The organism is Streptomyces sp. CB02414 (assembly GCF_001905385.1).
GTDB lineage: Bacteria > Actinomycetota > Actinomycetes > Streptomycetales > Streptomycetaceae > Streptomyces.
This window is the reverse complement of the sequence record NZ_LIPF01000005.1, coordinates 127,968-149,217: the sequence shown is the minus strand read 5'-3', so window position 1 is coordinate 149,217 and position 21,250 is coordinate 127,968. Positions and strand designations below refer to the sequence as shown.

The 21,250-nt window shown below is 73.8% G+C and carries 21 protein-coding genes and 1 tRNA gene; 7 read left to right on the top strand and 15 right to left on the bottom strand.

The window, feature by feature from the left end; all coding sequences use genetic code 11:
• Positions 1 to 61: 61 nt before the first annotated feature.
• Both AMK11_RS17750 and AMK11_RS17745 read right to left on the bottom strand, forming a co-directional pair.
• Complete coding sequence (locus AMK11_RS17750; RefSeq protein WP_073728236.1) at positions 62 to 1,573, bottom strand: long-chain-fatty-acid--CoA ligase; 1,512 nt, start codon at positions 1,571 to 1,573, stop codon at positions 62 to 64.
• A 60-nt stretch (positions 1,574 to 1,633) separates the two neighbouring features.
• Complete coding sequence (locus AMK11_RS17745) at positions 1,634 to 2,821, bottom strand: thiolase family protein (RefSeq protein WP_073728234.1); 1,188 nt, start codon at positions 2,819 to 2,821, stop codon at positions 1,634 to 1,636.
• 147 nt (positions 2,822 to 2,968) lie between these two features.
• On the opposite strand from AMK11_RS17745, the gene AMK11_RS17740 reads away from it, so the two are divergent.
• From AMK11_RS17740 to AMK11_RS17710, 7 genes are all read left to right on the top strand, one after another.
• A complete protein-coding gene (locus tag AMK11_RS17740; RefSeq protein WP_073728232.1) occupies positions 2,969 to 3,778 on the top strand; it encodes an alpha/beta hydrolase in 810 nt (269 codons plus the stop codon).
• Between the two features lie 107 nt (positions 3,779 to 3,885).
• On the top strand, positions 3,886 to 4,218 hold the full coding sequence (locus AMK11_RS17735) for a DUF3140 domain-containing protein (protein ID WP_073728230.1): 333 nt from the start codon (positions 3,886 to 3,888) through the stop codon (positions 4,216 to 4,218).
• A 2-nt stretch (positions 4,219 to 4,220) separates the two neighbouring features.
• The gene (locus AMK11_RS17730; RefSeq protein ID WP_073728228.1) at positions 4,221 to 4,871 is read left to right on the top strand and encodes an endonuclease; all 651 of its coding nucleotides are present in this window, start codon (positions 4,221 to 4,223) and stop codon (positions 4,869 to 4,871) included.
• Positions 4,872 to 4,973: 102 nt separating this feature from the next.
• Positions 4,974 to 5,834, top strand: a complete 861-nt coding sequence (locus tag AMK11_RS17725) for a hypothetical protein (RefSeq protein ID WP_073728226.1) — start codon at positions 4,974 to 4,976, stop codon at positions 5,832 to 5,834.
• A gap of 114 nt (positions 5,835 to 5,948) precedes the next feature.
• Complete coding sequence (locus AMK11_RS17720) at positions 5,949 to 7,349, top strand: glutamine synthetase family protein (protein WP_073728224.1); 1,401 nt, start codon at positions 5,949 to 5,951, stop codon at positions 7,347 to 7,349.
• A 1-nt stretch (position 7,350) separates the two neighbouring features.
• Entirely contained in the window at positions 7,351 to 8,496 is a 1,146-nt protein-coding gene (locus AMK11_RS17715; RefSeq protein WP_073728222.1) for an amidohydrolase family protein, read from the top strand.
• Between the two features lie 80 nt (positions 8,497 to 8,576).
• A complete protein-coding gene (locus tag AMK11_RS17710; protein WP_019330502.1) occupies positions 8,577 to 9,104 on the top strand; it encodes an NUDIX hydrolase family protein in 528 nt (175 codons plus the stop codon).
• Between the two features lie 14 nt (positions 9,105 to 9,118).
• Here AMK11_RS17710 and mnhG read toward each other — a convergent pair whose 3' ends face one another.
• The 13 genes from mnhG to AMK11_RS17645 form a co-directional block, all read right to left on the bottom strand.
• Positions 9,119 to 9,484, bottom strand: coding sequence for a monovalent cation/H(+) antiporter subunit G (gene mnhG / locus AMK11_RS17705; protein WP_073728220.1), 366 nt, complete (start codon positions 9,482 to 9,484; stop codon positions 9,119 to 9,121).
• Positions 9,481 to 9,768 carry a monovalent cation/H+ antiporter complex subunit F gene (locus AMK11_RS17700; RefSeq protein ID WP_073729012.1) on the bottom strand — a complete coding sequence of 96 codons (288 nt, stop codon included), beginning with the start codon at positions 9,766 to 9,768 and terminating at the stop codon, positions 9,481 to 9,483. Before AMK11_RS17700 ends, mnhG begins: the two co-directional genes overlap by 4 nt.
• 26 nt (positions 9,769 to 9,794) lie before the next feature.
• On the bottom strand, positions 9,795 to 10,394 hold the full coding sequence (locus AMK11_RS17695; protein WP_073728218.1) for a Na+/H+ antiporter subunit E: 600 nt from the start codon (positions 10,392 to 10,394) through the stop codon (positions 9,795 to 9,797).
• Complete coding sequence (locus AMK11_RS17690; RefSeq protein ID WP_073728216.1) at positions 10,391 to 12,034, bottom strand: Na+/H+ antiporter subunit D; 1,644 nt, start codon at positions 12,032 to 12,034, stop codon at positions 10,391 to 10,393. Before AMK11_RS17690 ends, AMK11_RS17695 begins: the two co-directional genes overlap by 4 nt.
• Positions 12,031 to 12,792: a Na(+)/H(+) antiporter subunit C gene (locus tag AMK11_RS17685; RefSeq protein ID WP_073728214.1), complete on the bottom strand. Its 762-nt coding sequence runs from the start codon at positions 12,790 to 12,792 to the stop codon at positions 12,031 to 12,033. The genes AMK11_RS17690 and AMK11_RS17685 overlap by 4 nt, the downstream gene beginning before the upstream one ends.
• Positions 12,789 to 15,707 (bottom strand): Na+/H+ antiporter subunit A, encoded by a 2,919-nt coding sequence (locus AMK11_RS17680; RefSeq protein WP_073728212.1) that lies wholly within the window; start codon positions 15,705 to 15,707, stop codon positions 12,789 to 12,791. Before AMK11_RS17680 ends, AMK11_RS17685 begins: the two co-directional genes overlap by 4 nt.
• 117 nt (positions 15,708 to 15,824) lie before the next feature.
• Positions 15,825 to 15,898: transfer RNA gene (locus AMK11_RS17675), tRNA-Pro, on the bottom strand.
• A 105-nt stretch (positions 15,899 to 16,003) separates the two neighbouring features.
• On the bottom strand, positions 16,004 to 17,329 hold the full coding sequence (locus tag AMK11_RS17670; protein ID WP_073728210.1) for an MFS transporter: 1,326 nt from the start codon (positions 17,327 to 17,329) through the stop codon (positions 16,004 to 16,006).
• Positions 17,330 to 17,494: 165 nt separating this feature from the next.
• Positions 17,495 to 17,872 carry an MmcQ/YjbR family DNA-binding protein gene (locus tag AMK11_RS17665; RefSeq protein ID WP_073728208.1) on the bottom strand — a complete coding sequence of 126 codons (378 nt, stop codon included), beginning with the start codon at positions 17,870 to 17,872 and terminating at the stop codon, positions 17,495 to 17,497.
• Positions 17,873 to 17,902: 30 nt separating this feature from the next.
• Positions 17,903 to 18,436 (bottom strand): GNAT family N-acetyltransferase, encoded by a 534-nt coding sequence (locus AMK11_RS17660; RefSeq protein ID WP_073728207.1) that lies wholly within the window; start codon positions 18,434 to 18,436, stop codon positions 17,903 to 17,905.
• Positions 18,433 to 19,002: a helix-turn-helix domain-containing protein gene (locus tag AMK11_RS17655; protein WP_073728205.1), complete on the bottom strand. Its 570-nt coding sequence runs from the start codon at positions 19,000 to 19,002 to the stop codon at positions 18,433 to 18,435. Before AMK11_RS17655 ends, AMK11_RS17660 begins: the two co-directional genes overlap by 4 nt.
• A gap of 46 nt (positions 19,003 to 19,048) precedes the next feature.
• Positions 19,049 to 19,951 carry a LysR family transcriptional regulator gene (locus AMK11_RS17650; RefSeq protein WP_073728203.1) on the bottom strand — a complete coding sequence of 301 codons (903 nt, stop codon included), beginning with the start codon at positions 19,949 to 19,951 and terminating at the stop codon, positions 19,049 to 19,051.
• Positions 19,952 to 19,992: 41 nt separating this feature from the next.
• Positions 19,993 to 21,186 carry a glycine C-acetyltransferase gene (locus AMK11_RS17645; RefSeq protein ID WP_073728201.1) on the bottom strand — a complete coding sequence of 398 codons (1,194 nt, stop codon included), beginning with the start codon at positions 21,184 to 21,186 and terminating at the stop codon, positions 19,993 to 19,995.
• Between the last annotated feature and the right edge of the window lie 64 nt (positions 21,187 to 21,250).

The following is a 21,250-nucleotide window of genomic DNA, read 5'->3' as shown; positions in this document are numbered from 1 at the left end:
CCCCACCGGTGCCGTAAGCACCGTCTCGCCGTACGGACCTTAACGGGCCGTCAGCGGCTGGTCAGCGCCCCGCGTACCGTGCCCGCAGTTCCCGCTTCAGCACCTTCATGCTGGGACCCAGCGGCAGCTCCGACGCGAACTCCACGCGGCGCGGGTACTTGTACTTGCCGAGGTGCTGCTTGGACCACTCGACGATCTCTGCGGCCTCCGGTGCCGCGCCGTCGGCGGGGACGACGACCGCGCACACCTCCTCGCCGTGCAGCTCGTCGGGAAGGCCGATGACGGCGACCTGCGCGATGCCGGGGTGGCGCATGAGCACCTCCTCGACCTCGCGCGGATAGACGTTGTAGCCGCCGCGGATGACGACGTCTTTCTTCCGGTCGACGATCCGCAGGAAGCCCTCGTCGTCCTTGGTGCCGAGGTCACCGGTGCGGAACCAGCCGTCGACCAGCGCCTCGGCGGTGGCCTCGGGACGGCCGAGGTAGCCGGAGAAGACGTTGTGGCCGCGCACGACGACCTCGCCCAGCTCGCCCGGCGGCAGCAGCTCGACGCCGCCCTCGACCTCCGCGCGGGCGATCTCCACGTCCACGCCCCACAGCGGGTGGCCGATCGTGCCGGGCCTGGCGCCGAACACCGGCTGGTTCACGGCCGCCGCCGGGGAGGTCTCCGACAGCCCGTACCCCTCGTAGATCCTGGCACCGAACGCCTCCTCGAACCGCTCCAGCACGGCGACGGGCAGCGAGGCGCCGCCGGAGACGCACACGCGCAGGCCGGGCAGGGAGCCGGCGGCGGAGGCCGCGGCGGCGAGGGCGACGAACATGGTCGGCACCCCGTGGAAGGTGTTGACCTTCTCCCGCACCATCAGCTCGATCGCGCGCGCCGCGTCGAAGCGGGGCAGCAGGACGAGGGTGGCGCCCGCGCGCCAGGTGGAGTTGAGGGAGACGGTCTGGCCGAAGGCGTGGAACAGCGGCAGGGCGCCGAGCGCGATGTCGTCGGGCCGGATGTCGTTGGCGTCGAAGGCGTTGACGGTCGCGTTCATCACCAGGTTGAAGTGGCTGAGCACGGCGCCCTTGGGGACGCCCGTGGTGCCGCTGGTGTAGAAGACGACGGCCGGGTCGTCGGCGTCGCGGGTGACGTAGGAGGGCAGCGGCTCGGCGTCGGCCGCGAGCTTGCCCAGCTCGTCGCCGAGGGTGATCACGCGTACGCCCGTCTCCCGCGCGGCGGCGGCTCCGGTCTCCGCCTGGGCCGGGTGGCACAGCAGCAGGGTCGCGCCGCTGTCGCGCAGCACGTGCTCGACCTCGGACGGCGACAGCAGCAGATGGACCGGTACGACCACGCCGCCGGCCGCGGCGATCGCGTAGTACGCCTGCGGGAAGTCGGCCGTGTTCGGCGCCATCAGGGCGACCCGGTCCCCCGGCCGCACGCCCAGGCCGGTGAGGGCGCCGGCCTGGGCCCGGGCCCGCCGCCACACCTCGGCGAAGGTCAGCCGCAGGTCGCCCTCGACCAGGGCCTCCTTGTCCGGTCGGCGCCGGGCGTTCTCGGCGAGGATGGCGGCGACGGAGAGGGTTGCCATGGGATGTTGCTCCGTTCCTTGCTGCGGCTCTGCGAGGGGTGGGTGGCGTCGTGGCGGTGGCTAATGCCGCTCGACCAGCAGCGCGCTGCCCTGCCCCACGCCGACGCACATCGTGGCGAGCCCGCGGCCCGCGCCGGTGCGGCGCATGCGGTGGAGCAGGGTGGTGAGGATGCGGGCGCCGGAGCAGCCGAGCGGGTGGCCCAGCGCGATGGCGCCGCCGGTGGGGTTGACCAGGCCGGGATCGATGCCGAGCTGGTCGACGCAGGCGAGGGCCTGGGCGGCGAACGCCTCGTTGAACTCGGCCGCCGCGAGGTCGTCCACGCTCCAGCCCGCCCGGGCCAGGACCTTGCGGGTGGCGGGGACCGGGCCGATGCCCATGACGTCCGGGTGCACACCGGCGGAGCCGCCGGCGACGTAGCGGCCCAGCGACTCCAGGCCGAGGTCGTTCAGGGCCTCCTCGCTGACCAGGAGGAGGCCCGCGGCGCCGTCGTTCATCGGGGAGGCGTTGCCCGCGGTGACCGTGCCGCCGGGGCGGAAGACCGGCTTGAGGCGGCCCAGCTTCTCCAGGGAGGTGTCCTCGCGGACGCACTCGTCGGTGTCGACGATGACGCCGTCGGGGCGCTCGACCGGCAGGATCTCGTCGTCGAAGTGGCCGTTCTTCAGGGCCTCGGCGGCCAGGCGGTGGCTGCGCAGGGCGAACTCGTCCTGCCGCTCGCGCCCGACGCCGTACCGCTCGGCGACCTCCTCGGCGGTCTCGCCCATGGCCAGCAGACTGTGCAGTTCCTTCATCGCCGGGTTGACCAGGCGCCAGCCGAGCCGGGTGTCGGCGGTCTCGATGCGGTGCGGCAGGGCCTCGTCGGGGCGGGGCAGCACGAAGGGGGCGCGGCTCATCGACTCCGAGCCGCCGGCGAGCACGATGTCGGCCTCGCCCGCGGCGACGGTGCGGGCCGCGGTGGTGACCGCTTCGAGGCCGGAGGCGCACAGGCGGTTCACCGTGGCGCCGGGGACGGAGTCGGGCAGACCGGCGAGCAGGGCGGCCATGCGGGCGACGTTGCGGTTGTCCTCGCCGGCCTGGTTGGCGGCGCCCCAGTAGACGTCGTCGATGCGGGCCGGGTCGAGGGCGGGGACGTCGGCGACCACACCCCGGATGACGGCGGCGGCGAGGTCGTCGGGGCGCACGGTGGACAGGGCGCCGCGGAGCTTGCCGATCGGGGTGCGGCGGGCGGCCGCGAAGTGGACGGGGCGCACGGGTTCTCCTGACCGTCGCTCGGCCGCCGGGGCGGACCGACACGTTACCGACTGACTTAATTAGCACTGCTAGTTTTGGACTATAGACCGCCGGGCGCCTCCCTGGGAAGATCCCCCGTGACCGTCACCGACGCAGCCGGAGGAGACATGACCGAGGCCCGCGAGCACGACCTGGCCGGAACGCGGGGACGGCTCACCGCCCGTGAGTGGCCCGCCGGGCGACCCGCGTACGTGGCACTGCTGGTGCACGGCTACGGCGAGCACACCGGCCGCTACGAGGAGGTGGCCGACGTGCTGACGCGGCACGGGGCGGCCGTGTACGGCGTCGACCACCTCGGCCACGGGCGCTCGAACGGGGAACGGGTGCTGATCGAGGACTTCGAGGACGTGGTCACCGACGTGCACACCCTGGCGGAGCGGGCCCGGGCCGACCACCCGGAGCTGCCGGTGGTCATGGTCGGGCACTCGATGGGCGGACTGATCGCCTCCCGCTACGCCCAGCGCCACCCCGGCGAGCTGACCGCGCTGGTGCTGTCCGGGCCGGTCATCGGCGACTGGGAGCTGCCGCGCACCCTGCTCGCCCTGGACGAGATCCCGGACAAGCCGATCAGTCCGGCCGCGCTCTCCCGGGACCCTGCGGTCGGCGCGGCGTACGCGGCGGACCCCCTGGTGTGGCACGGGCCGATGAAGCGGCCGACCGCCGAGGCGTTCGTACGGACCCTGGACACCGTGGCCAAGAGCGGCGACGTCGGCCCGCTGCCCCTGCTGTGGGTGCACGGCGACGACGACCGGCTGGTGCCGCTGCCCGGCAGCCGTCCCGGCGTCGAGGCGCTCAGCGGCGGCGGCCTCACCGAGCGGATCTACCCGGGCGCCCGGCACGAGCTGTTCAACGAGACGAACCGGGCGGAGGTCTTCGCGGACGTCACGCGCTTCCTGGACGGCGTGCTCGCCCGCTGAGCGGCCGGGCCCCGGTGGGCACCGCAGCCCACCGGGGCGTTTGCCGCCTTGCCCCATGGGCACCCGCGCCGCGTACGCATGCACCACGACCGACGGAGGGGCACCTCATGGCCGACGCCCTCGAACTCGACGCGCTGTGGGAGGACTTCCACCGCGTGGTGAACATGACCTCCGCGGAGCTCGCGGACTGGCTCCGGGTGCGCGACTCCGGCGAGCTGACCGAGCCGCTGCCGGACGACGCCGGGCCGCCGCTCGGGCAGCACGTGCTGGCGATCCTGCAGAAACGGCGCACGGACCTGACCGAGGACGATCTCCGCGCGATGCGCAAGGTGGTGGACACCGTGACGTCGCAGACCGACCTGGAGAACGAACCGCAGGCCGAGGACAGCCGCCTCAGGCACCGCCTCATGACGGTCGGGCACGACCCCCTGAAGCCGTAGCCGTGGGCCGGGACGAGGAGCGCGTCGTACGGGAACTGGTCGACGCGCACGGGCAGACGTACGCGGAGGAGGCGGGCATCGCGCTGAAGGACACCCCGCAGCCGCTGTACCGGCTGCTGGTCCTCGCCCACCTGCTCAGCGCCCGCATCCGCGGCTCGGTCGCCGTGGCCACCGCCCGCGCCCTGCAGGAAGCCGGGCTGAACGGCCCCCGCCGCATGGCCGGCGCGGACTGGCAGGAACGGGTGGACGCGCTCGGCCGGGGCGGCTACCGGCGTTACGACGAGCGCACCGCCACGCAGCTCGGCGAGGCCGCGGAACTGCTGACCGAGCGGTGGGGCGGGGATCTGCGCCGGCTGCGGAAGGAGGCGGACGGCGAGGTCGGCGAGGTGCGACGGCTGCTCCAGGAGTTTCCCGGCGTGGGCCCGACCGGCGCGGACATCTTCCTGCGCGAGGCCCAGCGGGTCTGGCCCGAGGCGGCACCCTACCTGGACCGCAAGGCCCTCCAGGGCGCGGAGCGCCTGGGTCTGCCGAAGGACCCCGACCGGCTGCTGGACCTGGCCGGCGAGACGGAACCCGCGGTCCTCGCGGCGGCGCTGGTGCGGGCCTCGGTGGACAAGGACGTCGCCGAGGACACCCTCGACCGCGTCGGCTGACCGGCCGGCGCCGAGGTCACCCGAACACCCGCGTGCGCTGGTGACACGACGGGGGCGGTGGTGCCCTGAGGACACCGTGCAACGTCCCAGGAGGCATCCGCGATGAGCCGTCGTCCCGTCCCCCCTCTCCGTTTCGTGGCCTCCGCCCTCGCGGTGGGCGCGCTGCTCACCACCGCGGCCTGCTCGGACGGCGGCGGTGGCTCGACGACGGCCGCGGACACCGCCGCCGAGCAGGCCCGCGCCGCCGAGGAGGACGTGGCGAAGCAGCCCCCGACCAACTCCCGCACTGCCTCCCCCAGCGCCTCCCCCTCCACCCTCACCGAGTCCGGTGCCGAGGCGGCCCTGCTCACCGAGGCCGACCTGGAGGGCGACTGGAACCAGGTCGCCGACGCCGAGAAGTGGCGCGAGACCCTGCTCGTCGGCGAGGTCGACGTCTCCGACTTCCTCACCGCCAAGACCGAAGCCGCCGAGTGCCAGCGGCTGCTCGACCGCCTCTACAGCCAGGACCTGCTGGGCAAGCCGTCGGGCGCGTCGGCGCTCACCGGCTTCGAACAGGGCGGCTCCCGGCTGCTGGAGCAGGTCGCCGCCTACGACCGTGCGGCCCTGGACGACGCCCTGAAGTGGATGGACTCCCTGCCGGTCGACTGCGACCAGTTCACGGCGACCGGCGAGACGGGCGAGAAGCGCACCGTCCAGGTGACCGAGGCCTCGGTGCCCGGCCTGGGCGACGCCCGCGAGGGGCTGCACGTGACCGTGCGGGGTCCCGCCGCCGGCAACCCGGCCACGCTCACCCTCGACATCGCCGCCGTACGCGTCGGCAGCTCAGCCCTCACCGTCACGGGCGGCGGCCTGGACGGCGGCGAGCTCTCCTACGTCGAGCAGGGCGCGCGCCAGGGCACCGAGCGGCTGAAGACCGTACTGGCCGGCGGGACGCCGTCCCCGCAGCCCACCAACCTGGACTGAACCGCCCACCAAAAACTTGGGGACTTACGGCATCTGCGGCGAAACCCGGACAGGGTGATCACCGGACGGCACAATGGTGCGCGGCGGACGGCGCACGCGCGAAGGAGCCGAGACGTGATCGATGGCGGCCCCGTTCCCGGCGGGCGTCCGGGTGAGGTCGAGCGGGCCACCGCGCTGAGCGCGGAGCTGACCGGGCAGGACGTGCACGGGGTGGTGCTGGCGTACGTCGACACGGCGGGCATCGGCCGGGTGAAGACCGTGCCGACCGCGAAGCTCGCCGCGGCCGCGGCCTGGGGCGTCGGCATGTCCCCGGTGTTCGACACGTTCCTGGCGAACGACGCGATCGTCACCACGGACGTCCTCGGCTCCCCCGACGGCGACCTGCGCCTCTACCCCGACCTCGACCGGCTGACCGTGCTGGCGGCGCAGCCCGGCTGGGCGTGGGCGCCCGTCGACCGGAGCACGCAGGAGGGCGAGCCGCACCCGGCGTGCGGACGCACCGTGCTGCGCCGGATCGTCGCCGAGGCCGCCCGGTCGTACGGGCTCTCCTTCAAGGCCGCCGTCGAGATCGAGTGGACCGTGGGCCGGGGCGACACGGCCGGCGACGACTTCGTCCCGGCGGTGTCCGGACCGGCGTACGGCGCCGTCCGGCAGGTCGAGCTGAGCGACTGCGCCGCCGACCTGCTGGCGGCACTCGCGGCGCAGGGCGTGGACGTGGAGCAGCTGCATCCCGAGTACGCGGCGGGGCAGTTCGAGGTCTCGGTCGGTGCCCTCGACCCGGTGGCGGCGGCCGACCGCAGCGTGCTGGTACGGCAGACGATCCGGGCCGTGTCCCGGCGGCACGGACTGCGGGTCTCCTTCGCCCCGGCGGTCCTCGGCCAGGGCGTAGGCAACGGCGGGCACCTCCACCTCTCCGCCTGGCGCGACGGGCGGAACCTGCACGCGGGCGGTCCGGGCCGGTACGGGATGACGGCCGAGGCCGAGTCCTTCGTGGCCGGGGTGCTGGACCACCTCCCGGCGCTCACCGCGATGACCGCGCCGAGCCCGGCCAGTCACCTGCGGCTGCGTCCCTCGCAGTGGGCGGGGGTGTTCACCGCCTGGGGCCGGGAGACCCGCGAGGCCGCCCTGCGGATCGTCACCGGCACCACCGGCGTGCGTGACCGGACGGCGAACCTGGAGGTCAAACCGGTCGACCTGGCCGCCAACCCCTACCTCGCGCTCGCCTCGGTGATCGCCGCCGGGCTGGACGGGCTCGCGTCGTCCGCGTCGCTGCCCGAGGAGACCACGGGCGACCCGGCCCGGCTCGACGCCGCCGACGCCGCGGCCCGGGGTGTGCGCCGGCTGCCGGTGTCCCTCGCCGAGTCGGTCGGGGCGTTCCGCGCGGACGGTGTGCTCCGGGCCGCGCTGGGGCCCGTTCTGGCCGACGCCGTGATCGCGGTGCGGCAGGGGGAGATCGAGGCGGTCGACGGGCTCGACGACGACCGGGTGGCGGCGGCCTACCGCTGGAAGTACTGACGTGGCGGCCGGCCCCGTGGAGGAGCGGCTCGCCACCCTGGAACTGGTCGACCACCACTGCCACGGCGCGGTCACCCACGATCTGGACCGGGCGGGCTTCGAGTCGCTGCTCACCGAGGGCGAGGCGTGGCCCGGCGTCTCCCCCTTCGACAGCCCCGTCGGCCTGGCCGTCCGCCGCCACTGCGCTCCCCTGCTGGACCTGCCCCGCCACGCGCCCGCCGACGTGTACGTGGCCCGGCGGGCCGAACTGGGCGCCGAGGAGGTCAACCGGCGGTTCCTGCGCGCGGCGGGCACCGGGGTGTTCTGCGTGGACACCGGGTTCGCCCCGCACCGGGTGACGACGCCGGGCGAACTGGCCGGGGCCGCGGGCGCGGTGGCGTACGAGGTGGTGCGGCTGGAGTGCGTCGCGGAGGCGGTGGCGGCCCGGGGCGTCGAACCGGACGCGTACGCGGCGGCGTTCTGGGAGGCGGTACGGCGGCCGGGCGTGGTGGGCGTCAAGTCGGTGGCGGCCTACCGCACCGGCTTCGACCTGGACCCGGCGCGGCCCTCGCCGGCGGAGGTCACCGAGGCCGCCCGCCACTGGCTGGCCCGCGGCGGCCGGCTCGACGACCCGGTGCTCGTACGGCACCTGCTGTGGACCGCGGTCGGCCTCGGGCGCCCGCTGCAACTGCACACCGGGTTCGGGGACAGCGACATCCGCATGCACCGCGTGGACCCCACCCACCTGACCGACTGGCTGCACCTGACCGCCGGCACGATCCCGGTCCTGCTGCTGCACTGCTGGCCCTACCAGCGCCAGGCGGCCTACCTGTCGGCGGTCTTCGAACGGGTCTACGTCGACGTGGGCCTCACCCTGCACCACGTGGGTCCCGCCCGGGCGGGCGCGATCCTCGCGGAGGCGCTGGAGATCACGCCGTTCCGCAAGCTGCTGTACAGCTCCGACGCCTACGGGGTGGCCGAGTTCCATCACCTGGGGGCGCTGGCCTTCCGGCAGGGGCTGGGCGGGCTGCTGCGGGAGCGGGTGGCCGCCGACGAGATGGCCCTGCCGGACGCGCTGCGCATCGCGCGCTGGGCGGGGCGCGACAACGCGCGACGGGTCTACCGGCTGCCGGGCGGCCCGCGGGGCGAGGCTCCGGACGACGGCTGAGCGGCGTGGCACCCATCACAGTCCCGGAGCGCCGCCCGGGAAGCAGGAACGGCTGAAAGTATGATCAAGCGATGTCTGACATGACCGAGACCACGCCGGGCTGGCTGACGACCGACGAACTGGAAATGGCACGCGCCCGCATGCCGATCCTGTACGTCGAGGCGGTGCCCGTGCGCGTCGACGACAGCGGCGAAGTCACCAGCGTGGGCCTGCTCCTGCGCATCGGACCCGACGGGACGGTCAGCCGGACGCTGGTCTCCGGGCGGGTCCTGCACCACGAGCGGGTCCGGGACGCCCTGCTGCGGCACCTGGAGAAGGACCTCGGCCCGGTGGCGCTGCCCCGGGTGCCCGCCTCGCTCCAGCCGTTCACGGTGGCCGAATACTTCCCCACGCACGGGGTCACGCCGTACCACGACCCCCGGCAGCACGCAGTGTCCCTGGCCTACGTCGTGCCCGTCACCGGTGACTGCCGGCCCCGGCAGGACGCGCTGGACCTGGTCTGGTTCGATCCGCGTGAGGCGCTGTCCGAGGCGGTGCAGAGCGAGATGCCGGGCGGGCACGGGGTGCTGCTGAAGCAGGCGCTGGCACACGTGGGCTGCGTGGGCTGAACGCCCCGGCGGCGCTACTCCCCTTGCCGCTCCCCGTCGCTCAACTGCGGGTCCAGGTCGTCCCGGAGCAGGCCCCGGGATCCCGTCTGGCCGGTGCGGTAGGCGGAGCGGGCCACCAGATGGGAGGCGACCGGGCTGGTGAGGAACTGGAAGAAGACGATGAGCGCGAGGGTGCCCATGTCGATGCCGTGCCGCAGCCGCAGCGCCACCCCGACGAGGACGAGGAGGATGCCGAGCGTCTGCGGTTTGGTGGCGGCGTGGCTGCGGGAGAGCACGTCGGGGAGGCGGAGCATCCCGATCACTCCGAGCAGGCACTGCAGGCAGCCGAGGAACAGCAGTACGACCCCGATCAGGTCGGCGGCCTCGGTCCAGGCGTTCACCGGTGGTCCTCCGTGCCGTCCGCCCGCCGCGAGGGCCGGTCGCGTACGGCGATGAACCGGGCGATGCCCACCGAGCCCGTGAAGCCGAGGAAAGCGAGTACCAGCATCACCGGGAAGTAGAAGGAGTCGCCGTCGTGGGCGGCCTTGACGGCGATGCCGGCGATGATGAGCGCCGCCGCCACGTCCAGGGCGACCGCGCGGTCCAGCATCGAGGGCCCGTACCAGATGCGGTACAGCAGCAGGGCGCCGGCGACGAGGATCATCACCAGCGAGGCGACCAGCATGGCCTCCTCGACGTCGTGCAGGGTGGTCACGGCGAGGGGTTCCCTTCCGGTACGGGACGGGCGGCGTGGGCGATGTCCTCGGCGGTGCCGAAGGCACGGGCGACGAGTCCCTCCATGCGCCACACCTGCCGCCGGGCCCGCTCGATCTCGCCGGGATCGTCGGCGTCGAGGACGTGCAGGAACACGGTGGCCGTCGACCGGCGCACCTCGATCACGGAGCCGCCGGGGACGTTGGAGACGGCGACGGTGGTGGCCGTGAGCATGAGGTCGCTGCGCACCCGCAGCGGGACGGCGACGACCGCGGCGCGGTAGGGGCCCTTGGCGAAGATCTGCCGGGTGACCGCGACGCTGGAGGCGAACATGTCGTACAGCAGGTACGCCGCGAGCCGCAGGATGCCCAGCGGGCGCAGCCGCAGGCCGAGGTCGACCGCGGGCAGCGGGAAGGCCAGGCACAGGGACACCGCGACGGTGACGCCGTTGACGAGGTTGGCCCAGGACGGGGTGCCCCACAGCAGGATCCAGATCACCGTCAGCCAGGCGACGAGCGGCAGGTCGAGGATGCGTCTGCCGCCGCCGATGCGGAACGACCAGCTGTAGGGGGAACGGTCACGCAGGAGGTTGCTCATCGGCCGAGCACCGCCTCGATGTAGGGGGTGCGGGCGAGGAGTTCGGCGGCTGCGGCGTCGGTGAAGGTGGTGAGGGGGCCGCCGAGAACGGTGTAGAGCAGACCGAGGGCGACGGCGGCGCCGGTCGCCACCAGCATCGGCCAGGGCAGCCGCTTGGTGGTGGTGATGGACTGCCCCAGGAACCCGGCGGAGACCACGGCGCCCGCCGGTACCGGCAGACCGCGCCCGGCCCCGGGCTCCCTCGCGTCCGCGTCCTCCTCGTCGTCACCCGGATCGTCCTCGGCGGACTCCAGCACCCTGCCCTCGCCCTCGGCCCCCGGCGGCGCGTCGCGCCAGAAGGCGAGGTTCCAGACCTTCGCCATGACGTAGAGGGTGAGCAGGCTGGTGGCGGCGGACGCGGCGACCAGCGCCCAGGCCCAGCCGCCGCCTTCGTCGACGCCCGCCCGCATCAGACCGAGCTTGCCGATGAACCCGGAGAGCGGCGGGATGCCCCCGAGGTTCATGGCGGGCACGAAGAACAGCACGGCGAGCAGCGGCGCGGATTTCGCCAGGCCGCCGAGCCGGGTGAGTTCCGTGGTGCCGTCGCGCCGTTCGATGAGCCCGGCGACGAGAAAGAGGGTGGTCTGCACGGTGATGTGGTGGGCCACGTACACGATCGCGCCGCTGATCGAGCCGCGCCCGGCGAGCGCGATGCCGAAGACCATGTAGCCGATGTGACTGATGAGGGTGAAGGACAGCACCCGTTTCAGGTCGGTCTGGGCGACCGCGCCGAGGATGCCGACCACCATGGACGCGAGCGCGGCCAGCATCAGCACGTCGCCGAGGCGGTGGCCGGGGAAGAGCAGGGTCTGGGTGCGCAGCATCGAGTACACGCCGACCTTGGTCAGCAGGCCGGCGAAGACCGCGGTGACCGGCGCGGGCGCGGTCGGGTAGGAGTCGGGCAGCCATGCGGCGAGGGGGAACACCGCCGCCTTGATGGCGAAGACCGTCAGCAGCATGGCCTCCAGCAGGGTGCGCACCCCGGCCGGCACCTCCTGCAGCCGTACCGCGAGCTGCGCGAAGTTCACCGTCCCCGCGACCGAGTACGTCATGGCGATCGCGACGAGGAAGAGCACCGAGGAGAACAGCGAGATGATCACGTACGTCGATCCGGCGCGGATGCGGGTCGCGGTACCGCCGATGGTGAGCAGCACGAAGCTCGCGACGAGCATGATCTCGAAGCCGACGTAGAGGTTGACGAGGTCTCCGGCGAGGAAGGTGCAGGAGACGCCGGCCACGAGGATGAGGTAGGCGGGGTGGAAGACGCCGACCGGCGTCTGGTCGTCGCGGTCGGCCATGCCCTGGCCGAGCGAGTACAGGTTGACGAGCAGGGTGACGGCGCTGGACACGGTGAGCATCAGGCCCGCCAGCCGGTCGGCGACGAGGGTGATGCCGATGGGCGGCGCGAAGTCGCCGAGGTGCACGCTGAGCGGGCCGTGGCGGTCGGCGGCCACCATGAGGAGCACGGAGAGCACGAGCACCGCGGCGAGCACGGCGAGGGTGATGAAGCGCTGGAACCGCTGGAGCCGGGGGCCGATGGCCAGCTTCAGGCCGGTGACGCACAGGGGCAGCAGGACGGGGAGGGGGACGAGCGCGTTCACCTGGTTCCTTCCGTGCCGGCGCCCGCGGGGTCGTCGGGCTGGTCGGGCGGCGGGTGGCCGGAGTCCTCGCCGGGGTGGGAGTCGGGCTCGCGGCCGGACTCCTCGGGGTCGTTGGAGGGCCCGGCGACGCGGGCCGGCGCGGGTCCCGGGCGGCCCGTCGCGTCGGTGGAGCCCAGTTCCCGGCCCTCGCGGTAGTCCTCGGGGTCGGCGCCGAGGATGTCGTTCCAGATGTTTCCGGAGACGTCGTTGGCGCGGGCCTGGTAGGCGCGTTCCTCGCGGACCCGGCGGCGCAGCCGTCGGCGGGCGGCGCGGTATCGGGCGCCCAGTTCGGGGTCGGTGCCGGGTTCGGCGCGGGCCTCGCGGTAGCGGTCGCGCAGTTCGCCGCGCCGGTCGAGGAACTCGGCGCGCAGGGCGACCAGCCGGTCCTCGGTGTCGTCGCTGATCTCGTCGGATCCGGTGACCTGGTGGCTGCGGTAGGCCATGGCGAGCAGGAACGCGGTGGTGGCGAGGGTGATGACGATCGCGGTGAGGGCGATGGCCTGGGGCAGGGGGTCGGTGACCCGGTTGCGGATGACCTGCGGGTAGAGCAGTGGCGGGGCGCCCGCGCTGCCCGTGGAGGCGAGGATCAGCAGGTTGACGCCGTTGCCGAGGACCACCGCGCCGAGCAGGATCCGGGTCAGGGACCGGGTCAGCAGCAGGCTGCCGCCGACGGCGCTGAGGACGGCGGCGGCCACCAGGAGGGAAAGGCTTACGGTCATGCGGGGCCCGCCTCCCCACGTGGGGCGTGGCGTCCGGCGGCGGCCCGTTCGATCTGGCGGTCGATGCGGGCGCCGAGGGCCCGCACGATGTCGAGGACCACGCCGAGGACGAGGAGGTAGACGCCGCAGTCGAAGAGGACGGCGGTGGACAGATGGGCGTCGCCCCACACGGGCAGGTGGCCGTGCCAGGTCCAGCCGTGCAGCACGGTGCCCTCGGCGAGCCCGCCCAGCGCGACCCCGGTGGACAGGAACATGCCGAGGCCGGTGAACAGGCCCGGTTTGGCGGGCACGGCGTCGGCGAGTTCGTGCCGGCCGCCCGCGAGGTAGCGGGCGATGAAGGCGACACCGGCGGTCAGGCCGCCGACGAAGCCGCCGCCCGGCAGGTTCTCCGCGCACATCAGCAGGTAGACGGAGAGGACGAGGATGGGGTGGAAGATGAGGCGGGCGACCGCTTCCAGGACGACGGAGCGGCGCTCCGGGGCGAGGGTGGAGCTGGCCGCGAGCCAGGTCCGCTCCGGCGCGCCCTCGTCGCCGCTGGGCAGGCCCGCCAGCTCGTACGGGGTGGCCCGCCAGGCGGTGCGCAGGCCGGCGTGCGGGTGGTCCCCGGGCAGCGGCAGTACGGGCTGCTCGGCGGTGTCGGTGCGGCGGTGCAGGTAGATGAGGCTGGTGACGCCGATCGCGGCGGCGGCGAGCACCGCGGACTCCCCCATGGTGTCCCAGGCCCGCAGGTCGACGAGGATCGTCGCGACGACGTCCTTCAGGCCGTGGTCGGCGGTCTCCTCGACCATCGCCGCACCGGCGCTGTCGGACCGGCGGTGCCCCGCCATGATCCAGACGACGAAGGCGACGGCGGCCCCGCCCGCGAGCGCCACCGGCATGCGCAGGGCGCGCCGGGCCCGGCTGTAGGTCTCCTCGAAGTGCACCGGCATCCGGCGCAGCACCAGCACGAAGACGATCATCGATACGGTCTCCACGCAGAACTGGGTCAGCGCGAGGTCGGGCGCGCCCTGCGCGACGAAGAGCAGCGCGGTGCCGTACCCGGTGAGACCGGCGAACACCACGGCCTTCATCCGGCGCCGCACGCCCAGGCACAGCAGGGCGGCGGCGCAGGTCAGCAGGGCGACTCCGGCCTGGGCCGGGTGGTCCCACAGCCGGGGCGCGGGCACCGAGGTCCAGGGTTCGTCCACGATCAGGACGGCGAGCTGCCCGGCGAGGACCACGCTCATCGTCGTCACCAGGTACACCGACAGCGAGCCGCGCTGCACGAAGCCGGTGGTCTGCAGGGCGGTGCGTTCCAGTGCGAGCAGCAGCCGTCCGAAGTTCCGGTCGGCGGAGCGCCAGGCCAGGAGCCGGCCGACCCGCTGGACGGGGCTCGCGGCGAGGAAGAGCAGCACGCCGCCCGCCCAGGAAGCGCAGGACAGGCCGAGGGCGAGGCCCGCCCCGTGCCACAGCGCCAGGTGGTACGGGTGTGCCGGCGCCGGGAACTGCTCGGCGTAGGTGCCGAGGAGCCCCTGGAGCCAGGGCACGCCGGGTCCGAGGACGAGGCAGGCGAGGGCGAGTACGGCGGGCGGGGCGAGGAAGGCCGGTGACACGGTGTGCGCTTCCGTGTCCGGGACGCCGGGCTTGCGGGCGAAGGCGCCCCACAGGTAGCGCAGGGTGTAGGCAGTGGTGAGGGCCGAGCCGACGACGGTCATGGCGAGCGCCCAGCGGTCGGCGGTGTCGCCGTCCAGGAGGGTCTGGAACGCGGCTTCCTTCGCGGTGAAGCCGAGCAGCGGCGGTACGGCGGCCATGGACAGTCCGGCTACGACGGCGACGGCGCACACGGCGGGCAGCCGACGCCCCAGCCCGGAGAGTCTGCGCAGGTCACGGGTGCCGGTGGCGTGGTCGACGATCCCGGTGACGAGGAAGAGCGGGGCCTTGAACAGGGCGTGGGCGAGGATCATGGCGGTGGCGGCGACGGCGGTGTCGTGGCGGCCCGCGCCGGCGAGGACGGTGAGGAAACCGAGCTGGCTGACCGTGCCGTAGGCGAGGACGAGTTTCAGGTCGTTGAGGCGCAGCGCCCGCCAGGCGCCCAGCAGCATCGTCGCGGAGCCCAGGACGAGCAGGAGCGGCCGCCAGGGGGTGACCTCCGCGAGGGCGGGGGCGAGCCGGGCGATGAGGTAGACGCCCGCCTTGACCATGGCGGCGGCGTGCAGATAGGCGCTGACCGGGGTGGGGGCCGCCATGGCGTTGGGCAGCCACAGGCTGAACGGCCAGATCGCGGACTTGGAGAGGGCGCCGACGAGGATCAGCACGACCGCCGTGGACAGCGCCGCCGACGCGGGCGGCGGGTCGGCGAGGATCGCCGAGATCCGGTAGGTGCCGGCCTCGTGACCCAGGATCAGGAAGCCGACGAGCATGGTCAGTCCGCCGAGGGTGGTGACCGTCAGGGCCTGCAGGGCGCTGCGCCGGTTCCGCTTGTGGTCGCTGGTCTGGCCGATCAGCAGGTAGGAGAAGACGGTCGTCAGTTCCCAGAAGATGTAGAGCAGGATCAGGTCGTCGGCGAGGACCAGGCCGAGCATCGCCCCGGCGAAGGCGAGGAGGTTCCCGGCGAACCTGCCGAGCTGCCGCGACCGGTCGTCGAAGTAGGAGGCGCAGTAGACCAGGACGAGGGTGCCCACTCCAGCGGCGAGCAGCACCATGAGTTCGGCCAGGGCGTCCAGCCGCAGTGCCCAGTCCACCTGGTAGGCGGGCAGCCAGGCCCACTCGGCGGTGTCGGCGCCGCCCGCGGCCGTCGTGCTCCACCGGGTGGCCGCCCAGAGGGCCGTCGCGGCGGGCGGCAGGGCCAGCAGGAGGAAGGCACGGGTCCCGCACCATCTCACCAGCGGCGCGGCGAAGAGCGCGAGCGCGAAGTGGCAGAGGATGAGCACGGACACCCGACAGTGATATATCGGGCATCTCGCCTGGGCGCCCAGGCACGCCGCAGAGAGAACAATCGAGGGGCGGTTCCGGATCTCTCCGGCAACCGCCCCTCGGTCAACGACTGTCTCCAGTCGGGACGACAGGATTTGAACCTGCGACCCCTTGACCCCCAGTCAAGTGCGCTACCAAGCTGCGCCACGTCCCGTTGCCCGCCTGACCTGGGGTTTCCCCCGGCCGAACGCGCAGGAAAACCATACCGCACTCGGACCGGTGGTCGCGCATCGCTTTTCCGGGGACCGGAACCGGCCGGTCAGCACTTCTCCGCACGGGACGGCTCGGGCGCCGCCGCCGTCCGCTCCGAGACGGCCGCGGTGGCGTCGACCCGCACCAGTCCGCGGACCGCCGGTATCAGGAGCAGGGCGGCGCAGACGCCGAAGCTCGTCGCGCCGGCGACGAGGAGCACGTGGTCGGCGCCGAGGGCCGCGGCGGCAGGGCCGGCGAGGGCCTGGCCGACGGGCATCATCGCCAGCGAGCCCGCGACGTCGTAGGCGTGGATGCGGTTGAGGACGTCCGGCGGGACCTGGGTCTGCACGCTGGTCGCCCACATCACGCCCCAGAAGGACATCCCGGCCCCGGCGACGGCGGCGCCGGTCGCCATGGCCGGTACGCCGAGGCCGGCGCCGACGCTCGCGGGGAACGCGGCGAAGCCGACGAGGGCGATCGCGCCAGCGCGGAGCATCCGGCGGGGGCGCAGCCGCAGCGCGAGGAGCCCGCCGACGACGGTGCCGGCGCCCAGGGCGGAGTTGACCAGGCCGTAGGCGCGGGGTCCGTGTTCCCGCACCACCTCGGTCGCCACCAGCGGCACGGTCGGGCCCCAGACGGCGATCATGTAGACACACCAGACGGCGATGACGCCCCACAGCCACTGTCTGGACCGGAACTCCCGCCACCCCTCGACCAGGTCGGCACGGAACGCCTTGGAGCCGCGGCCGGCCACGGCACGGCGTCCCGGCGCGAGCGGGGGCAGCCGGAGCAGCAGCAGACACAGGGCGCTGATCGCGTACGTGGTGGCGTGGGCGGCGAAGACACCGCCGGGCGAGGCGAAGCCGACCAGGAGGCCGGCGACGGCGGGGCCGGCCAGCTGGGCGGCGGACTCGGCGACGCGTATCGCGCCGTTGGCACCCTGGATGTCGGAGGCGAGCCGGGGCACGGTGCTGGCGACGCCGGGCTGGAAGACGGCGCCCGCGACGCCGTTGACGAATCCGATGGCGCAGATCTGCCACAGCACGACGTGGCCGGAGAAGAAGAGGGCGGCGGCCAGGGCCTGGGTGCCGAGCCGCACCAGGTCGGCGCCGATCATCAGCTTGCGGGTGCTGAAGCGGTCGGCGAGGACTCCGCCGAAGACGACCAGGCCGGCGAAGGCGGCGGCCGTCGCGGCCATGGCGAGGCCTACCGCACCCGCCCCGTACCCGTGCTGGAGCAGGCCCGCGGCGAGCGCGACCGGGAGCATGGTGTCCCCGAGCCGGGCGATCGCCCGGGCGGTGAAGAACAGCGCGAAGTCCCGCGACCAGACGGCCCGCGCCGCCTTTCCGCCTGCCGCCCGCTCCTGCCCGGTCTGCGACGACGTACCGGCCATCCCGCGCCATCCCCTCCCCGGCCGGCTCCGCCGGCGTCCGCCCCGTGCGGCCTCTGCCCGTCCCCCACGCCTTGTGCTCCCGGCAGCCGGAGCCCCCCTCCGGCCCCGGCTGCCACGCATGTCTCCGGATCATGCCACGGGGCACTGACAACGCCCGAGGGGTTTTCAGCCCCCGGACGCCCCGGACGCCCCGGACGGCAGCCCCAGCCGGGGATGCGCCTCCAGCAGCCGGGCCGGTGCCGCCTGGCGCCAGGAGTCGGCGAGGATGTCGCGCAGCTCGTCCTCGCCCTCCAGGGCCGCGAGGCGGGCCCGCACCCACGCGAACTGCGCCTCGTGACCGGCGATCCAGAACTTCTCCGGCTCGGCCAGCACGAGTTCGTCGCGCTCCTCCTTGGGGCAGCGCACCGCGATGGAGGTCTCGTCCTCGGGCAGCGTGGCGAACATCTTCCCCGCCACCCGGAACGTGGGCATGCTCCAGGCGATCTTCTCCGTCGTGTCCGGCAGGGACAGGGCGATACGGCGTACGTCTTCTGCGTCCGGCATGTCAGGCACCGTAGCCGCCGCCACTGACAATCACCCGGCGACGGAGGAGACGCCGACCTGCTTGAAGTACAGCGTCGTCGGCCGCAGCTCGCCGCCCGGGCCGGCGGCGTAGTCGGGAATGGTCCCGGTCCGGGTCCAGCCCGCCGAGCGGTAGAGGTGTTCGGCGGGGCTGCCGCTCTCGGTGTCGAGGTGGAGGAGGGTGATGCCGGCCGCCGCGGCCGCCTCCTCGGCGGTGGCCAGGAGCGTGCGGCCCACTCCCCTGCCGCGGGCCTCGCGGGACACCATGAGTTTGACCAGCTCCGCGCGGTGGCGGCCGTTGGGCATGTCCGGCAGCGCGAGGCTCACTGTCCCGGTCACCCGCTCGTCCTCCCGCGCCACCCACACGGCGAGCCGGCCGGCGGCCACGGCGGCGGCCCGCCCGCGCCACCACGCGGCGGCCTCCTCGTGGCCCAGCGGGGCGAGGAAACCGACGGAGGCGCCGCCCGCGACCGTGTCGGCCAGCAGAGCGGCCAACCCGTCCAGCCGCGCCGTCAGTCCGTGCTCGTCGACCCGGCTCACCCTCACGGCAGCACCACCGCCAGCGCGTAGCGCACGTCCGCGGGTCCGGCGCACCGGAACCGCGTCGGCCCCCACACCCGCATCCGCAGGCAGTCCCCGGTGGCGAGGTGGTGCGCGACGTCCTGCGCCGTGATCTCCAGGGCACCGTCCAGGACCCAGACGTGCTGTTCGAGGCCGGGGACGGGCGGCCGGTCGTAGGCGATGTCGGCGCCCGCGGCGAGGCGGCCCTCGACGAGTTCGCCGCGCAGTCCGGCGTGCGGCGGGGACACCGAGCGGCGCACGAACCCGGCCGGCCGGTCCTCCCACACCGGCTGTTCGGCGGCCCGTACCAGCAGCGCGGGTTCCGCCTCGACCTCGCTGAGGAGCCGGGACATGGTCCGTCCGTAGACCGCGCACAGCCGGTTGAGGAGGGAGGCGGTGGGGCTGGTCTCGGCCCGTTCGGTCCGCGACAGCGTGGACCGGCTCAGCCCGGTGCGCTCCGCCAGCTCCTCCAGGGACCAGCCGTGTTCGGTGCGCAGTTCGGTCAGCCTCGCGGCGAGGCGGGCGTCCACGGAATCGACGTCGTCTCTCATATTCGGGAAGCTATCCCGTGGATGAGACGTCCGTGTTACGGAAGCCTCACGCCCGCGCCGCCTCGCCGAGTGCGTCCAGCACCGGGCGGATCAGCGGGTGCTCCTCGGCGCCCCGGCGTACGGCGGCGAAGACGCGGCGGGTGGGCGCGACACCGTCGACGGGGCGGACGACGACACCGGTGAGGTCGGTGCCGTGCAGCGCCGAGCGCGGGACGAGCGCCACGCCGATGTCGGCGGCCGCCAGGGACACCACCGCGCGGAAGTCGTCCGAGGAGTGCTCCATACGGGGCTGGAAGCCGGCGTTCTCGCAGGCCAGGACCACGACGTCGTGGCACGGGTTGCCCGGGTAGGGACCGATCCAGGAGTCCTTGGCCAGCTCGGCGAGCGGGACCTCGGCGGCGTCGGCGAGCCGGTGGGCGACCGGGACGACCGCGTCGAAGGGCTCGGCGTAGAGGGGGACGTGGGTCAGGCGGGGGTCGTCGGCGGGCGGCGCCCCCCGGTACTCGACGGCTACCGCCACGTCGACCTGCCGGTCCAGGACCATCGGCAGGCTGGCGTCGCCCTCCGCGTCCTGCACGCGGATGCGGATGCCGGGCGCCGACTCGGCGAGGCGGGCCAGCGCGGGCGCGACGACCAGGGCGATGCCGGTCGCGAAGGAGGCGACCGTGACCGTGCCGGCCTCGCCCGAGCTGTACGCGGCGAGCTCGGCCTCGGCGCGCTCCAGCTGGGCCAGTACGGCGTTGGTGTGGCTGAGCAGGATCTCGCCGGCCGGGGTCAGCCGTACGCCTTTGGCGCCGCGCTCGACCAGGCGGTGACCGGTCTCCTGCTCCAGGGCGGCGAGCTGCTGGGAGACCGCCGAGGGGGTGAGGTAGAGCGCGGCGGCGGCCGCCGTCACGGTGCGGTGGTCCGCCACCGCCCGGAGGATGTGCAGCCGCCGCGCTTCGATCACGGGATCGATTCTCTCACCGGTGCGTGCGGGTCACGCACGCGTCAGGCGTCCAGCTCCGCCCGCGCCGCCACGAAGGCGTCCACCGCGCGGTTGACGTCCTCGGTGGAGTGGGCGGCGGACAGCTGCACGCGGATGCGGGCCTGGCCCTGCGGCACGACCGGGTAGGAGAAGCCGATCACGTACACGCCGCGCTCCAGCAGCAGCTCGGCCAGTCGGCCCGCCCTCGACGCGTCGCCGATCATCACCGGCGCGATCGCGTGGTCGCCGGGGAGGATCTCGAAGCCCTCCTCGGTCATCCGGCGGCGGAACAGGGCGGTGTTCTCGGCGAGCCGTACGCGCAGGTCGTCGGCCGACTCCAGCAGGTCGAGCACCTTGAGGGAGGCGGCGGCGATCACCGGGGCGAGGGTGTTGGAGAAGAGGTACGGCCGGGAGCGCTGGCGCAGCAGGGCGACGATCTCCGCGCGGGCGGCGACGTAGCCGCCGGAGGCGCCGCCGAGGGCCTTGCCGAGGGTGCCGGTGATGATGTCGACGCGGTCCATGACGCCGTGCAGCTCGGGGGTGCCGCGGCCGCCGGGGCCGACGAAGCCGACGGCGTGCGAGTCGTCGACCATCACCATGGCGTCGTAGCGGTCGGCCAGGTCGCAGATCTCGGCGAGGGGGGCGACGTAGCCGTCCATGGAGAAGACGCCGTCGGTGACGATCAGCTTGCGGCGGGCGTCACCCGCGGCCTTGAGCTGGGTCTCCAGGTCGGCCAGGTCGCGGTTGGCGTAGCGGAAGCGCTGGGCCTTGGAGAGGCGGATGCCGTCGATGATCGAGGCGTGGTTGAGGGCGTCGGAGATCACCGCGTCCTCGGGGCCGAGGAGGGTCTCGAAGACGCCGCCGTTGGCGTCGAAGCAGGAGGAGTAGAGGATCGTGTCCTCCTGGCCGAGGAACGCCGAGAGCCGGGCCTCCAGTTCCTTGTGGACCTCCTGGGTGCCGCAGATGAAGCGCACGGAGGCCATGCCGTAGCCCCAGCGGTCCAGCGCCTCGTGGGCGGCGGCGACGACCTCGGGGTGGTCGGCGAGGCCGAGGTAGTTGTTGGCGCAGAAGTTGAGGACCTCGCCGGGGCGGCCGCCGGCGGTGACGTCGACGGTCGCGGACTGCGGGGTGCCGATGACGCGTTCGGGCTTGTGCAGACCGGCGGCGCGGATCTCGTCGAGGGTGGCGCGCAGGTCGTCGCGCACGGAGTCGAACATCTCGGAAGCTCCTAGGAAGGCAGTTGGCTTACGCGTTGGCGTACGCGGTCGTCTTACGCGGTCG

What these genes read in the sequence shown, in the direction of transcription:
- AMK11_RS17750 (WP_073728236.1), bottom strand. Translation starts at nt 1,573, where the DNA reads ATGGCAACCCTCTCCGTCGCCGCCATCCTCGCCGAGAACGCCCGGCGC.
- AMK11_RS17740 (WP_073728232.1), top strand. Translation starts at nt 2,969, where the DNA reads ATGACCGAGGCCCGCGAGCACGACCTGGCCGGAACGCGGGGACGGCTC.
- AMK11_RS17735 (WP_073728230.1), top strand. Translation starts at nt 3,886, where the DNA reads ATGGCCGACGCCCTCGAACTCGACGCGCTGTGGGAGGACTTCCACCGC.
- AMK11_RS17725 (WP_073728226.1), top strand. Translation starts at nt 4,974, where the DNA reads ATGAGCCGTCGTCCCGTCCCCCCTCTCCGTTTCGTGGCCTCCGCCCTC.
- AMK11_RS17710 (WP_019330502.1), top strand. Translation starts at nt 8,577, where the DNA reads ATGACCGAGACCACGCCGGGCTGGCTGACGACCGACGAACTGGAAATG.
- AMK11_RS17700 (WP_073729012.1), bottom strand. Translation starts at nt 9,768, where the DNA reads ATGCTGGTCGCCTCGCTGGTGATGATCCTCGTCGCCGGCGCCCTGCTG.
- AMK11_RS17695 (WP_073728218.1), bottom strand. Translation starts at nt 10,394, where the DNA reads ATGAGCAACCTCCTGCGTGACCGTTCCCCCTACAGCTGGTCGTTCCGC.
- AMK11_RS17685 (WP_073728214.1), bottom strand. Translation starts at nt 12,792, where the DNA reads ATGACCGTAAGCCTTTCCCTCCTGGTGGCCGCCGCCGTCCTCAGCGCC.
- AMK11_RS17670 (WP_073728210.1), bottom strand. Translation starts at nt 17,329, where the DNA reads ATGGCCGGTACGTCGTCGCAGACCGGGCAGGAGCGGGCGGCAGGCGGA.
- AMK11_RS17665 (WP_073728208.1), bottom strand. Translation starts at nt 17,872, where the DNA reads ATGCCGGACGCAGAAGACGTACGCCGTATCGCCCTGTCCCTGCCGGAC.
- AMK11_RS17655 (WP_073728205.1), bottom strand. Translation starts at nt 19,002, where the DNA reads ATGAGAGACGACGTCGATTCCGTGGACGCCCGCCTCGCCGCGAGGCTG.
- AMK11_RS17645 (WP_073728201.1), bottom strand. Translation starts at nt 21,186, where the DNA reads ATGTTCGACTCCGTGCGCGACGACCTGCGCGCCACCCTCGACGAGATC.